At 70.4% G+C, this 14,348-nt stretch carries 11 protein-coding genes; 5 read left to right on the forward strand and 6 right to left on the reverse strand.

What is annotated here, in order from left to right:
• The first annotated feature begins 90 nt into the window (after positions 1–90).
• The 4 genes from CLV71_RS48325 (at position 91) to CLV71_RS00960 (ending at position 2,715) form a co-directional block, all read left to right on the forward strand.
• A complete protein-coding gene (locus CLV71_RS48325; RefSeq protein ID WP_208297324.1) occupies positions 91–357 on the forward strand; it encodes a hypothetical protein in 267 nt (88 codons plus the stop codon).
• 17 nt (positions 358–374) lie between these two features.
• Positions 375–1,748 (forward strand): glycoside hydrolase family 43 protein, encoded by a 1,374-nt coding sequence (locus CLV71_RS00950; protein WP_133900623.1) that lies wholly within the window; start codon positions 375–377, stop codon positions 1,746–1,748.
• A 180-nt stretch (positions 1,749–1,928) separates the two neighbouring features.
• Positions 1,929–2,222 (forward strand): hypothetical protein, encoded by a 294-nt coding sequence (locus tag CLV71_RS00955; RefSeq protein WP_133900624.1) that lies wholly within the window; start codon positions 1,929–1,931, stop codon positions 2,220–2,222.
• Between the two features lie 64 nt (positions 2,223–2,286).
• Positions 2,287–2,715, forward strand: a complete 429-nt coding sequence (locus CLV71_RS00960) for a pyridoxamine 5'-phosphate oxidase family protein (protein ID WP_133901181.1) — start codon at positions 2,287–2,289, stop codon at positions 2,713–2,715.
• A 4-nt stretch (positions 2,716–2,719) separates the two neighbouring features.
• On the opposite strand, the gene CLV71_RS00965 is transcribed toward CLV71_RS00960, so the two are convergent.
• Positions 2,720–3,424, reverse strand: coding sequence for a TetR/AcrR family transcriptional regulator C-terminal domain-containing protein (locus tag CLV71_RS00965; protein ID WP_243866140.1), 705 nt, complete (start codon positions 3,422–3,424; stop codon positions 2,720–2,722).
• A gap of 56 nt (positions 3,425–3,480) precedes the next feature.
• Between CLV71_RS00965 and CLV71_RS00970 the strand changes: the two genes are divergently transcribed.
• Positions 3,481–5,061 (forward strand): FAD-dependent monooxygenase, encoded by a 1,581-nt coding sequence (locus tag CLV71_RS00970; protein WP_133900625.1) that lies wholly within the window; start codon positions 3,481–3,483, stop codon positions 5,059–5,061.
• 6 nt (positions 5,062–5,067) lie between these two features.
• On the opposite strand, the gene CLV71_RS00975 is transcribed toward CLV71_RS00970, so the two are convergent.
• The 5 genes from CLV71_RS00975 to CLV71_RS00995 all read right to left on the reverse strand — a co-directional run bounded on the left by CLV71_RS00975 (position 5,068) and on the right by CLV71_RS00995 (position 14,116).
• Positions 5,068–5,712 (reverse strand): response regulator, encoded by a 645-nt coding sequence (locus CLV71_RS00975; protein WP_133900626.1) that lies wholly within the window; start codon positions 5,710–5,712, stop codon positions 5,068–5,070.
• Positions 5,713–5,824: 112 nt separating this feature from the next.
• Complete coding sequence (locus CLV71_RS00980; protein ID WP_133900627.1) at positions 5,825–6,985, reverse strand: FAD-dependent monooxygenase; 1,161 nt, start codon at positions 6,983–6,985, stop codon at positions 5,825–5,827.
• A gap of 70 nt (positions 6,986–7,055) precedes the next feature.
• Positions 7,056–7,850, reverse strand: a complete 795-nt coding sequence (locus CLV71_RS00985; protein ID WP_133900628.1) for an NAD-dependent epimerase/dehydratase family protein — start codon at positions 7,848–7,850, stop codon at positions 7,056–7,058.
• A 63-nt stretch (positions 7,851–7,913) separates the two neighbouring features.
• Positions 7,914–8,426, reverse strand: a complete 513-nt coding sequence (locus CLV71_RS00990) for a hypothetical protein (RefSeq protein ID WP_133900629.1) — start codon at positions 8,424–8,426, stop codon at positions 7,914–7,916.
• A gap of 59 nt (positions 8,427–8,485) precedes the next feature.
• Positions 8,486–14,116, reverse strand: coding sequence for a ThuA domain-containing protein (locus CLV71_RS00995; RefSeq protein ID WP_208297325.1), 5,631 nt, complete (start codon positions 14,114–14,116; stop codon positions 8,486–8,488).
• Positions 14,117–14,348 lie beyond the last annotated feature (232 nt).

The following is a 14,348-nucleotide window of genomic DNA, read 5'->3' on the forward strand; positions in this document are numbered from 1 at the left end:
CTCCGGCGGTGTGCTGATCAGCCCGAGGACCGACGCCTCGCCCCCGATCGTCTCCGTGCGGGAACCGACCGTGGCGCGCCACGACACCCGTTGGCTCGTCTACCTGACGACGGCCGACACCCGGGGCGCGCGTACCCGGTGTACCAGCAGGGATCGCCCGCGTTCTCGACGGCGAGCGACCCGACGCAGCCGGACAGGCGGTACTTCCGCTCGTGGACCACCGGCCGCAACGACCAGACGCTCGAGATCGGCCCGTGCCGGCCGCGATACCAGGGGATGAATCCGTCCGCCGGCGGCGACTGCTCGCAGCAGCCCCGGCGCCTCGGTCTTCTCACCCGGACCAACTCGAACTGCTGACCTGGAAGGAAAGCACCGTGACCATCAGCAGACGCACGTTCACCCGCGCGGCGGTCGCCGCCGTCGCGGCGGGTGCTGCGGCAACGACACGGGCGGGCGCGGACACCCGCGCGAACTCCGCCTACCTCATGACCTACTTCACCGAGTCGCCGCAGATGGTGGGCGCCGACTACGGGCTGCACCTCGCGGTCAGCAGAGACGGCCTGAACTGGACCCCGCTCAACCAGAACAACCCCGTGGTCACGCCGACCGCGGGCGAGCTCGGCCTGCGCGACCCGTTCGTGCTCCGCAAGCAGGACGGCACGTTCGTCGTGCTCGCGACCGACCTGCGTGGCACGGACTTCAGCCGGATCAGCCAGTACCTGCACGTGTGGGACTCGACGAACCTGACGAGCTTCTCGAACTACCGGCGCATCCGCATGCACACGCTCAACACGCACACCTGGGCGCCGACCGCGTTCTGGGACGCCGCGCGCGGGCAGTACGGCATCGTCTACTCGGCCAACAACGGCCAGGACGTGTTCATGGTCAACTACACGAGCGACTTCCGGACCGTCAGCTCGCCGCAGGTGTTCTTCAGCCCCGGTTTCGGCGTGCTCGACGGCGACATCGTGGTCGACGGCGGCACGACCTACCTGTACTACAAGAACCTGGGCAACGGGTACCTGTACGGCGCGCGGTCCACCACGGCCGCACCCAACAGCTTCACGACTTACACGAGCGGCCTGCGGCAAGGCAACTCGATCGAGGCGCCGCTGCTGCTCAGGACGAACGAGGGCGGCTGGCGCCTGTGGGGCGACTCGTTCAGCCCCGTGAACAACGACTACTACGCCTGGAGCTCGGGCAACATCACCGCGAACTCGTGGTCGGTGCTCAACCAGCGCGACTACACCCCGCCGCTGAACGCCAAGCACGGCTCGATGGTCGGCATCACCGACGCCGAGTACAGCGCGGTCGTGAGCCGGTGGGGGAGCCCGGGCTGGGTGCGGCTCAAGTCGTCGAACTACCCGGACCGGTTCGTGCGGCACGCCGACAACGTCGGCAGGCTCGACGCCTACCCGTTCGACCCGTACCAGGACCAGCTGTGGCGCATGGTCGCGGGCCTCGCCGACTCGTCGGGTGTGTCGTTCCAGTCGGTGAACTACCCGGACCGCTACCTGCGGCACTACGACTACGCGATCCGCCTGGACGTGAACGACAACACGGCGGCCTTCCGCGGCGACGCGACCTTCACCAGGGTGGCCGGTCTCGCCGACTCGTCGTGGACGTCCTTCCGCTCCTACAACTATCCGGACCGTTACCTCCGCCACGCCGACTTCCTGCTCCGCGTGGACCCCGTCGGCACCGCGGCGACCGACCGCCAGGACGCGACGTTCCGCGTCACGTCGTAGTCCCGGTGCTGTCACTGCCGGTCAGGGCGGGTCATACGGGCTGTCGCGACCCGGCCGGAAGGCGACTCCTTCCGGGTGATGCACGTGCATATGCCTTCTGCAAATTGCACATGCATTCTACAGTCACCTTCCGTGGTGGAAAACACGACTCTCCTGGGTCCCCAAAGTGACAGAAGTGACGTGAACGCGAGACGGGTGCTGCGCGACGCCGTGCGGTTCGCCCAGGACCACGTCTTACACCGCGGGTGCGACCTCGCGAACGTCAACGAGGCACTCGCGCACCTGTTCGTCACGGTGATTCCGGTGTTCGACCGGCTGAAGGCGATGGCGGCGGTCGCGCCGACCGGTCCCGTGGCGCTCGTGCTCGGGCACCTGCGCACCGCGTTCGGCAGTGCCACCCGTGGCCTTCCGGAGCCCGCGGTGGCCTCCATGATCACCGCGGCGGCGACGTCGTTCCGGCTCGACGAGGACTGATCCCGCGCGGCACGGGCCGATCGTGTTCACTCGATGTTCCGTGAACCCGATCGGAAAGGCCGTGATGAGCACCGACGCCGGCTCCCTGACCGCCGACGACCTCGACTTCCTCGGCCGTCCCCTGCACGGGTTCCTGTCCGTGGCCGCGGGACCGGTCCCGGCGCAGCCCCGGCCCGTCTGGTTCGAGGCCACCGACGAGGGCACCGTCCAGCTGTTCACCGGCCCGGACACGCTCAAGGTCCGCCGCCTGCGCCGCGACCCCCGGGCCTCGATCGTCGTCGCCGCCCCGGTCGGTGAACGCGAGCGCTGGGTGTCGGTCGCGGGCGCCGTCACGGTCGAGCCCGACGGGGCCCACGACCTTGCCTCGCGCCTGGCCGCCCGCTACTGGGACCTCGACGACCCGACCCGCGCCGCCGACCTCGCCGAGATCCTGGCGCAGGACCAGGTCCGCCTGGTTCTCCGACCGGACACCGTGAGCCGCTACCGGTACTGACCGCTCAGCGACCCAGCCGGGCCGCGAGCCCGTCGAGCACGCAGTCCAGGCCGAACGCGAACTCGACGTCCGGGTCGGGTTCCTCGGCCTCGACGACCCGGCGGGCGAGCATGGGGTGTTCGCCCGCCGCGAGCACCTCGGTGATGTAGGGGCCGACGCTGTGCTGCCACTGCTCCTCGGTCATCCCCGTGCGCTGCTCCGCGCGTCGAAGGGCCAGCTGGGTGGCGACCGAGCCCAGCACGTACGCGTGCACGGCGCCGAGCGCACGCGAGGCGAGCGTGATGTCCGGCGTCAGCGCGACGGCGGCACGCAGCGCGGACTCCGACCGCCGCAACGAGTTCGGGCCGAGCGCGGGTCTGCCCGTCAGCTCGCCCGCCAGCCACGGGTGCCGCAACAGCGTCGCGCGCGACGCGTGCGCGACCGCGCTCAGGCCGGCCCGCCAGTCCTGTGTGGACTCCGGCAGGGGGTTCTCGCCGTGCGCGGCGTCGATCATCAGGTCCACCAGCTCGTCGCGGTTGGTGATGTACCGGTAGAGCGAGGCGGTCCCGGAACCGAGGTCGCCCGCGACCCGCCGCATCGACACCGCCGCCAGTCCCTCCGCGTCCGCCACGGCCAGCGCGGCGGCCACGTACTGGTCCACCCCGGGGGCGCGTCTGCGTGGTTCGGGGCGCGGCCGTGTCCAGACCGACGAGGGAGCGGGTTCGGTCATCGGGGCGGTTCCTTTCCTCGTTGACCGGCATCCTAGCTTATGGCTACGGTGTAGCCATGACGGAAACAGCGTATCCAAGAGTGCTCGTGGTCGGTGGCGGCAGTGTCGGGCTGCTCACCACGGCACTGCTCACCCACCACGGCGTGCCCGCGGTGCTGGTCGAACGCCGCTCCGGTCCGTCGGTCCACCCGCGTGCCACCGGCATCGGGGCACGCACCGTCGAGATCCTCCGCGAGCTGGGGCTCGATGCCGCCGTGGACGCCGTCGCGGTCGACCTCAGGGGCAAGGCGGGCAAGGCGGTCGCGCGGACCGTCGTCGAGATGGGCGCCGGCGACGTCGTGACCGTGCCCATGCCGACCCCGGCCGCCGACGAGTTCGACGTGACACCGTTCAGGCTGCGCGGCGTCTGCGCACAGGACCGGCTCGACGCCGTCGTGGCCGCCGACCTCGCGCGCCGCGGCGCGGACCTGCGCTGGTCGACCCGCCTGGTCGGCATCACGCAGGACGCGTCCGGGGTCGACGTCGAACTGGAGGGACCCGAGGGCCGCTCCGCGCTGCGGTGCGCGCACGTGGTCGCCGCCGACGGCACGCACAGCACCGTGCGGACCGCACTCGGCGTCGGCATCACCGGTCCGGGCGACCTCGGCAAGTCGATGATCAACATCCTGTTCCGCGCCGACCTCCGGCCACACCTGCGCGGCACGTCCTTCGCCACCTGCACCATCACCACGCCGGAGGCACCCGGCCTGCTGGCCACGGTGGACGGCGAGGAGAACTGGGTCTTCCACGTGGCCTGCGACGTCGACGCGGGCGAACGCCCGGAGGACTTCACGCCGGAGCGCTGCGCCGCGATCGTGCGGACGGCGGTCGGCGACCCCGGCCTCGACGTCGAGGTGCGCAGCGTGCTCTCCTGGCGCCCCCGCAGTGCGGCGGCCGAGAAGTTCGCCGTCGGGCGCGTGTTCCTCGTCGGCGACGCCGCGCACACCGTGTCGCCCCTCGGTGCGTTCGGCCTCAACACCGGCGTCGCCGACGCGCACAACCTGGCGTGGAAGCTCGCCGCCGTCCACCACGGCGAGGCGGGCACCGGCCTGCTCGACACCTACGCGCGGGAACGCGAACCGGTCGCCGCGGCGACGCTGGACCAGGCGATGCGCCGGGCCGCCGACCCGGCACTGCACTGGGGCCGCGGCCCGGAGGCCGACGCGGCACGGGCGGCGGCGGGGGTGTGGGCGGCACCGGTCGTGCACCTCGGCCAGCGGTACGACTCGGCCGCCGTCGTCGACCCTCGGCCGGCGCCCCCGTCCACAGTGGACCTGGCGGCGGCACTGGACGGTTCACCGGGTTCGCGGGTGCCCCACGCGTGGGTCGACGGGGTCTCGACCCTCGACCTGGTGGCGTCCCGGTGGACCCTGCTGGTGGGCACCGAGGGCGAACGCTGGCTCACCGCGGCGGCGGAGGTCGGACTTCCCGCGCACCGCGTCGACGTCCCGTGGCTCTCGGCGCACGGCGCGATGCTCGTCCGTCCGGACGGGATCGTCGCGATGCGGACCACGACCGCCACCCCGGACCCGGCGCGGTTCCTCACCGAGGTCCTGGACCGGGTACTGGCCAGGCCGGTACCGGTGCCCAGCACGTGAAAAGCACTAGTCGTGCGCCCGGGTGCGTAGTTCGGCCGCGAGCGCGGCCGCCTGCGTGCGGCGTTGCATGCCGAGCTTGCTGAGCAGGCGTGAGACGTAGTTCTTGATGGTCTTCTCCGCGAGGAACAGCTTCTCGCCGATCTGGCGGTTGGTGAGACCCTCGCCGATGAGGTCGAACACGGCACGTTCCTGGTGGGTCAGCTCGCGGAGCGGGGCCCGGACCGAGCGTTCGCGGTGCAGCCGGCTCATCAGGGCCGCCGTGGTGCGGGGGTCGATCAGCGTGCCGCCCGCGCCGACCGTGCGGACGGCGGTGACCAGGTCGAACCCGAGCACCTCCTTCAGCACGAACCCGGACGCGCCTGCCATGACCGCGTCGAACAGGGCCTCGTCGTCGGCGTAGGAGGTGAGCATCAGGCACGCCAGGTTCGGGGTCGCGGACCGCAGCTCCCGGCACAGCTCGATGCCGCTGCCGTCGGGCATCCGCACGTCGAGCACGGCGACGTCCGGGCGCACCTGCGCCGCTCTGGTCAGCGCGTCCGCGACGCAGGACGCCTCGCCGACCACCTCGAGGTCGTCCACGTCGCCGATGATCTCCGCGAGTCCCCTGCGCACGATCTCGTGGTCGTCGACCAGCAACACGCGTACGGTCATCGCCGCCTCCTCGTCGCCACCGCAACAGTAAGCCCCCGGGAATCACCCGTTCCCCGGGGTGTGCGCGATGATGGCCGACGACGGCACTGTCCGCGACCCGAACGGACGCCGGTCAGCGGGTGCCCGACAGCGCCTCGGCTTCCGCGTCGTAGCCGAAGAGGGCCGCCTGGGCGCGGAGGTTGGCCTCGCCGTCGTCCGGCCCTCGCTCGTCGTCGGACAGGTGGAACTGCTGCTGGTTGCTGCGTGAGCGCAGCTGGACGTCGCTGGTGCGGGGGCGGCGGAACGACTCGTAGCGCAGCAACGCCTCGGGCACGGTGTCCCGGTTCGTGTCCCGCAGGCACGCGGCCAGCACGAACGCGTCCTCGACCGCCTGGTTGGCGCCCTGCGCGGCGAAGGGCAGCATCGGGTGGGCGGCGTCGCCGACCAGCGTGACCCGCGCACCGCTCCACGTGTCGAGCGGGTCGCGGTCGTGGAGCGCCCACTGGTTCACCGCGTCGGCCGCGGTCAGCAGCGCGTGCACGTCCTCGTGCCAGCCCCGGTAGCCGGTGCGCAGGTCGTCGATGCTGCCCGGTGCGGTCCACGACTCGGTGGCCCAGCCGTCGGTCGGCGCGGTGGCGCCGAAGCTGATCAGCTCGCCGCCCGCGACCGGGTAGGACACGCAGTGCCTGCCGGGACCCACCCACAGCATGACCTTCGGGTCCGCGGCGAGCCGCGGGACGCGCTCCGCGGGCACGAGACCACGGAAGATCGACTGGCCGGAGTAGCGGGGGTGGTCGTCGGCGAGGAGCCGCCGCGCGACGGAGTGGATGCCGTCGGCGCCGATGACCAGGTCCGCGGTGACCGCGCTGCCGTCGGCGAACCGGACCTCGGCGCCGTCCGCCGTCTCGTGCACGGCGACGCAGCGGTGGCCGAGCACGAGTGACTCGGCGGGCAGCAGGTCACGCAGGAGGCGGTGCAGGTCGGCGCGGTGGAAGGTGTAGTAGGGCGCGCCGAAGCGGTCGAGGCAGGCCTGGCCGAGCACGGTCGTGCCGAGCACGTCGCCGTCGTCCCACCGGTGCATCTCGATGGCCTCGGGCGCGACACCCCGGTCCTCGAGGTGGATCGACCCGAGACGCTGGAGCAGCCGGGTCGCGTTGGGCGCCAGCTGGATGCCCGCACCCACCTCACCCAGCTCGCCCGTCTGTTCGTAGACGGTGCACGGGACACCGGCGCGGGCGAGCGCCGCGGCAGTGGTGAGTCCGGCGATCCCCGCGCCGACGACGACGATGTTCATGATGACCCCCTCGTTCCTGCTGCGAGCGCATCATACGTAGTACGTGCTGGTCCAGGGCCTGACGAGAGAATCACACCGAGCCGTCCCGGCCGCCACCGTCCAGCTCCGGCGAGCAGAACCCGCCGCCGAGGTAGCGCAGGAACTCCTCGTCGGCCGCGGGCACCTCGTCGGCGTAGCGTTCCGAGTCGTCCCGCGGGTGGTAACCCAGCTTCTCCGCCTCGGCGAGGCTCCACCAGCGGCGCGTGTTGTCCGAGACCCCCCACACGACCGTGAACAGCGGCCCAGGGGCGGACAGTGCCGCCTCGACCAGGCGTGCCGCGTCGGCGGGGGAGAGCCACGTCTCGAGCATCCGCGTGTCGAGGGGTCTGGCGAAGCAGCCGCCGATGCGCAGGCACACCACGTCGAGCCCGTACCGGTCGTGGTAGAGGCTGCCGAGCGCCTCACCGGCCACTTTGGACACCCCGTAGAACGTGTCCGGCCGGGGGAACAGGTGGTCGGGCGCCTCGTGGCCGTCGCGGGGGTGGAAGCCGACGGTGTGGTTGGTGCTGGCGAACACCACACGCGGCACCCCCGCGCGCCTGGCCGCCTCGAGGACCTTGTAGGTGCCGTCGATGTTCGTCGGCAGGATCTGTTCCCACGGGTGCTCCGTCGAGAGCCCGCCGAGGTGCAGGACCGCGTCGACGTCCGCACACGCCGCCGTCATCGCGTCCAGGTCCGTGACCGACGCGGCCACCAGCTCCGCGCCGTCGCCGGTGTCCGTGAGCGCCGCGACGTCCAGCAGGCGCAGCACCCGGCCGTCCCGCGCCAGGAGGGGCCGCAACAGCGTGCCGACCCCACCCGCCGCACCGGTGATCAGTAGACGCACCCTCGTCCTCCTCCACGTGCCGCTCCCGGTGTGGCGAACTGTAGGCGCACCACGCGGGAAACCTCAGGCGGGCGCCCGGGTCTGGCGTCGCCTGCGCAGGAGGAGGGCGACGACGAGCCCCACCACGGCGACCGCGACCGGGATGGCCACGAGCGTCGCCGTCGAGAGGCCGCTCGGGGCCGGGGTGCGCGAGGTGCCGACGGGCGGCAGCTCCTCGGAGGTTATCGAGATCGTCTTCTGCGCCGCGGACGGGCTGGTGGAGGTGACCGTCACCGTCCAGTCGCCGAGCGGCAGCGGCTTCTCGCTGACGTAGAACGACTGTCCCTCCGACGAGGCCCGCAGCCGCACCGGCCCGATCGTCTTCTTCCCCGACCGGTCGACCGCCGTGTAGGTCATCACCACCTCGACCGGGACGTAGTGGTGGTCACGCAGGTAGACGGCGGTCACGGTGATGCCCTGGCCGCCGTCGCTGCGCACGTCCAGGTCGATCGGCCCGCCGTGGGCCCATGCCGGCGAGGCGCCCAGCAGCACGGTGGCGACCACCGCGACGAGGAGAGTGAGTGCTCTGCGGATCATGGTGAGTCCGTTCGGGAGGGGGTGCCCCCGCCGTGCCGGGCGGGGGCACCCCTGGTGAATCAGGACAGTCGTGCGATCAGGTCGTCGGTGTCACGGGCCAGCGTGTCCCGCACCTCCGCGACCTTGACCTTGTTCGGGTCGGTCGCGAGGGTCCGGAACTGGCCCAGCAACTTGACGACCTTCGTGTCGTTGCCGTTCGCCTCGGCCTTGCGGACCTTGGTCAGCTGGTCCTGCAACGACTTCTGGGTCGCCTGGTTGATCCAGCCGACCGCCTTGAAGCGGTCCACCAGGTTCACCATGTCCCGGGTGGACGCGCTGACCCCGAACGTGACCGTCTGGTTCGTCCGGTTGCCCGCGTTGTCCACCGCGGTGACCGTCAGCGAGTGCGTGCCGAGCGACGACGTGTACAGCGGCAGCAGCGTGCCGGTGGCGAAGTTCGCGCCGTCCAGCTTGCCGGTCAGCGTCCTGACCCCGGACGTCGAGTCCACGGCCTGCCAGCTGATCCGCAGGTCCTGGCTGTCGCCGTAGACCTGCCTGTCCGAGATACCCGAGATCAGGACCGTCGGCTTGGTGCCGTCGATCTTGACGGTGGCCGCCTTCTCCGTCTCCACGTTGCCGGCCTTGTCCGTCGACCGGTACGCCACCGTGTGCGTCCCGTCGCCGGTCACGTCCACGGCCTGCGTATAGGGCGCCCAGGCGCCACCGTCGAGCGAGTACTCGGTGCCGGCCACGCCGGACGTCGCGTCCGTCGCCGCCAGGGTCACCGGGATCGCGCCCGCGTGCCACCCGTTGTCGTTGCCCGGGGCGAACTGCGCGGTGGTGAGCGGCGCCGTGGCGTCCACGGAGACCGTCAGCGACTTCGCCTCCTCCACGTTGCCCGCCTCGTCCACCGACCGGAACCGGACCTGGTGCGCGGCGTCGCCACTCACCGGGAACGGTGCCGTGTAGGCGGTCCAGGCGCCGCCATCCACTGTGTACTCGGTGCGGTCGACGCCGCTCTCCTCGTCCACACCGGCCAGCGTCACCGTCACCGGACCCGTGTACCAGCCGCTCGCACCCGGGTTCGCCGGGTCCGTGGTCGCGCTGGTCACCGGTGCCGTCTCGTCCGGCTGCTCCGTCGTCCAGGACGCGTGGAAGTAGTCGAACTTGGCGGTCGCCGACGCCGTCTGGTTGACCCCGAAGGCGAACAACCCGACCTTGGCGTTGCCGACCGCCGAGTTGGTGACGGCCTCACCGACCTCGGTCCAGGTGACCCCGTCCGCGGAGTAGAACCCGTGGTAGGTGGTCCCGGACTTGGTGAGCCGGAGGTACCAGACGCCCTGTGTGAGGTTGTTGGCCGTCGGCTGCGGGTTCTGTACCGCGTCCCCGACCTCGCTGCGCAGCTCGATCCGCTTCGTCGTCGCACTGTCGGCGACGAAGTCGAGCTTCACGTAGTTCGCGTCGTCGGTGTACGCGATCAGGCCGCCCTGGTGGTAGGCCTGGTTGAACGCGCTGCCGTCCACCTTCGTCTCCACCGTCCAGTCCCCGGCCGGCGGGGTCTGCAGGGTGAAGTTCTTCGGGCCGGAGTTGTCCGTCCCGTAGATGTCACCGGTGCTGGTGTCGATCTCCAGGTTGCCACCGGTCACCCGGGTGGCCGAGGCGTCCGGCCGCACGACCGTCGTCCACCGGCAACCGTCCACACTGGACCCGTCGAACTCGTCGTCCGGGTCCGTCGGACCCGTCGCCGAGTCGTCCGGCGTCAGCTGGAACCAGTCGAACGCCGCGTCGACCACCGGGCGAGCGCCCGTGCCCGAGAGCGAGACCAGGCCGATGCGCGGGTTCGCGATCCCCGCGATCAGCTTGTCCGTCTGCGGCATGTTCGTCCACGACAACCCGTCCGCCGAGTACGACGCGGTGAGGCGGGTGCCGTCACTGGAGAGTCGCACGTACGCGGTGTCCGGGTAGGCCGCGCCGAGGTTCGCCGTGTTGGAGTCGGCCACCTCGTTCGGCTGACCGGCCTCCTCGCGGATGTACTGGAAGATCCGCGCCCCGGCGTCCGCCGTGCCACGGCCCTGCAGCACCATCTTGGCGTAGTTGTCGTCGTCCCCGTAGAGGATCAGACCGGCCTGCTGGTAGGCGTCCCTGGCCGTCAGCGACACCTTCGTCGTGGCCTGCCACGCACCACCGGGTGCGGGCTGGAGAACCAGGTTCGGCGTGGGCTGGCTGTTGTCCGTGCCGTAGATGTCGGTGTTGGTCGTCGGGATGTGCAGCCCGCCGTCCCGCACCACGAGGTCCTGGTTCTGCCGGACCACCTGCCACCGGCCCGCGTCGAGTGACGTCCCGAGGAAGTCGTCCGACCTGCCCGAGAGACACGTGACGCTCGGGCTGTCGACCACGACCCCGACGTGCTGGGTCGTCGCCGCGCCACGCGTGTCGGTGACCGTCACCGTCGCGTCGTAGCTGCCCGGGGCGGTGTAGGTGTACGACGCGTCCGGCGTGTTCGCCGTCGCGCCCGCCACACCGAAGTTCCACTGGTACGTCAGGGGGTTGTCGCCCTCGGCGTCCGTGGCCTCGGAGTGGAAGTCCACCGTCAGCGGGGCGGTGCCTCGGGTCGGGGTACCCGACGCGGTGACCTCCGGGCGCTGGTTGTCTGTGACACCCTTGCCGTTGAAGTCGACCCAGTTGACGTTGAACATGCCGCCGGTGTTGGTGCTGCCCTCCGGCCTGCGTGCCACGAAGTACAGCCCCGCGGTGCCGGTCGGTGGGTTCTCCAGCTGCAGCGTCACGTCGGTGTAGGTCTGCCAGTCACCCGTGACCGGCACGTTCACCCTGCCGACCAGCGTGCCGTCGGCCGCACCGGAGTGCACCTCGATGACACCGCCACCGCCGTTGGACGCGACCCGGAACCCGATCGAGTCGATCTGGGACAGGTTCGCGGGGTCGAACGACCACCAGTCGCCGTCCTCGATGAACCCGATGTCCCGGAACCCGCCAGCGGTGTCGGACGCGGTCTCCACCGTGACACCGGGGTCACCGGTGCCCGCGCCGTCGGCCACGCGGCCGGTGGCGGTGAAGAACTCGGCCTGCTTGTGCTTGGGTTGCAGGATCGCCTGCGCCCGGCCGGTCAACGGCGATGCGCCACCGGCGCCACCCTTGTCCGTGTAGCTGGCCTCGAACACCGCGAACACGTTGTCACCCTCGGAGTGCCCGGAGGACAACGTGGTCTGCACGGTCCCGTCACAACCGGTGTACTGGTCGAGCGGGTGGCCGTGCGTGTCGTGACCCAGGATCGACTGCAGCTGCACGTCGTCGCAGTCGACTGTGCCGTCTTCCGGGTCGGTGACCGTGATCGTGAACTTCACCTGGTCACCCCAGTCGAAGAACCCGCCGTTGGGCGGCAGGTTCAACCGTACTGTCGGTGCGGTGTTGCCGACGACGACAGGCACGTTCGCGGTGGCCGTTCGCCCGTCGGCGTCGGTCACCGTCAGCGTGGCGCTGAAGTTCCCGTTGGCCGTGTAGGTGAACGACGGGTTCGCCTCGGTCGAGTCGACGGTCCCGTCGCTGGTGAAGTCCCAGGCGTACGTGACCGGCGTGCCGTCCGGGTCGAGCGAGCCGTCACTGGAGAAGTTCACCGTCAGGGGAGCGACGCCGGACGTCTTGTCCGCCTTGGCCCGCGCGATCGGCGCCCTGTTGCCCTGCACGTAGTCGATGCGGTAGACGCCGGAGTCGGTGTTGTCGCCACCGAAGCCGGAGCCCCACTCGATCAGGTACAGCGCGCCGTCCGGACCGAACTTCATGTCCATCGGCTTCAGGAAGCTGAACGTCGGGAACATCCGGTTGATGTCCACGAGCTTGCTGCCGTCCTCGTCGAGCTGGAACGAGAACAGGTTGTTCTGGTTCCACTCGCCGAAGATCGCCTTGCCGTCCCAGTAGGCGGGCCACTTCCGGTCCGACGCCAGGTTCTCGTCGTACCGGTAGACCGGACCGGCCATGGGTGCGCCGCCGCCACCGATCTCCGGGAACAGCGGGTTGGCGTTGTAGTGGTAGTCGACCGTGGCCGGGATCGCCGGTGGCAGCTCGGTGAGCCCGGTGTTGTTGGGCGAGTTGTTCACCGGGTGCGCGCAGTCGAACTTCGCACCCGAGGTGGCGGTGGCGAAGTCGTAGTCGTTGTACGCGGCGTTGTTGCCGATGCAGTACGGCCAGCCGTAGAAGCCCGGCCGGTTGAGGATGTCCCACTCGACCGTGTTCTCCGGCCCCCGGTTCGGGTTCGCGGTGCCCGCGTCCGGCCCGTAGTTGCCGACCATGATCTTGTGGGTCTGCGGGTCGACACCGATCCGGAACGGGTTGCGGAAGCCCATCGCGTAGATCTCGGGACGGGTCTTCTCCGTGCCGGGTGCGAAGAGGTTGCCCTCCGGGATGGAGTAGGTGCCGTCGTCCTCCGGGTGGATCCGCAGCACCTTGCCGCGCAGGTCGTTGGTGTTGGCCGCGGACTTCTGCGCGTCCCAGTCGGAACGGCCGGCACGCTCGTCGATCGGGGCGTAACCGTCCGAGTCGAACGGGTTGGTGTTGTCGCCGTTGGCGAGCCACAGGTCGCCGGTGCCGGGGTCGAAGACCATGCCCCCGCCGTGGTGGCAGCACTGCGACCGCTGGACCGGGACCTTCATGACGACCTTCTCACTCGCCAGGTCCAGCGTGGAGTCGGTGTTCACGGTGAACCGGGACAGCTGGTCGACCGACTCGGCGGTGTTCGGCGAGTAGTACAGGTAGATCCACTTGTTCGTGGCGAAGTCGGGGTCGAGCGCCATGCCGAGCAGGCCGCTCTCGTTCGCGGTGAACACGTCCATGTGTGCCGAGGTGGCGACAGAACCGCCTGGCTGCACGACCTTCACGTCACCGAGCCGGTCGATGTAGAACACCCGGCCGTCGCTCGCGATGTCCAGCATCATCGGGTTCGACGTGTTGTCGTCGAGCGTGACCTTCTCGAAGCTCGTGTCCTGCGACGCCGAGCAGTCCGCGGGCACCACGCCCGCCGCGGTCTGGATGCCGCCGAGCAGCAGGTGCAGGAAGTTCGGCTCGACGTAGCTGTCCTTGGTGTGGCCGAGGCCGGTGTACCAGGACCGGCCGCCGTCGTAGTCCTGGCACCAGGTGTTCGGGTGGTCGAAGCCCATCGAGCCGCCCGTGTAGGTCTTCTCGTCCAGTGAGGTCAGGACGTGGACCTTGCCGCGCGGGTTCGTCTGGTAGTCGTACCACTCGTCGGTGCGTGACCAGGTGGTCGGCAGGCCCTCGGTCGAGGGGTGCGCCGGGTCTTCCACCTTGACGGTCGCCTGCTGCTCCGCCGGGTGCTGCTTGAAGTAGGCGCCGACCAGGCCGCCGTACCACTCCCAGTTGTAGCCGGAGTCAGCCGCCGCGTGCACGCCCGCGTACCCGCCGCCGTGCTGGATGTAGCGCTGGAACGCGTCCTTCTCCTCCTGCGTGCCCAGCGGGTCGCCCGTGGTGGACATGAAGATCACGACGTTGTACTGCGCGAGGTTCGCGTCGGTGAACAGCGACGAGTCCTCGGTGGTGTCGACCGTGAAGTTGTGCTCCTGGCCCAGCTTCTGGACCGCGGCGATACCGTCGGGGATCGAGTCGTGACGGAAGCCGGTTGTCTTGGAGAACACGAGTGCCTTGAAGGCCGGATCGGCCTCCTGCGCCGCGGCCGTCGGGGCCACTGACGCCATACTCGCGGTGACCGCGGCGGCGACGAGAGTCGCCGCCAACGGTCTGCCGAGTCGAGCGAAACGACGTAACCGCGGCTTGACAGCCGCGGACGCCCTGCTCGTCAGGGACATCTACTAACCTCCCAAGGGGTGCCCGGGAATACGGGCGGGGTGTGACGTGGCGTTGCTTCCCCTGAACAGGTGGGGATTCGTTGTCCCTCCTTTTCGCGTCCGTGGTGCACCT

This window comes from Actinophytocola oryzae (assembly GCF_004364325.1).
GTDB lineage: Bacteria > Actinomycetota > Actinomycetes > Mycobacteriales > Pseudonocardiaceae > Actinophytocola > Actinophytocola oryzae.

What these genes read in the sequence shown, in the direction of transcription:
- CLV71_RS00960 (WP_133901181.1), top strand. Translation starts at nt 2,287, where the DNA reads ATGAGCACCGACGCCGGCTCCCTGACCGCCGACGACCTCGACTTCCTC.
- CLV71_RS00965 (WP_243866140.1), bottom strand. Translation starts at nt 3,424, where the DNA reads ATGACCGAACCCGCTCCCTCGTCGGTCTGGACACGGCCGCGCCCCGAA.
- CLV71_RS00970 (WP_133900625.1), top strand. Translation starts at nt 3,481, where the DNA reads ATGACGGAAACAGCGTATCCAAGAGTGCTCGTGGTCGGTGGCGGCAGT.
- CLV71_RS00975 (WP_133900626.1), bottom strand. Translation starts at nt 5,712, where the DNA reads ATGACCGTACGCGTGTTGCTGGTCGACGACCACGAGATCGTGCGCAGG.
- CLV71_RS00980 (WP_133900627.1), bottom strand. Translation starts at nt 6,985, where the DNA reads ATGAACATCGTCGTCGTCGGCGCGGGGATCGCCGGACTCACCACTGCC.
- CLV71_RS00990 (WP_133900629.1), bottom strand. Translation starts at nt 8,426, where the DNA reads ATGATCCGCAGAGCACTCACTCTCCTCGTCGCGGTGGTCGCCACCGTG.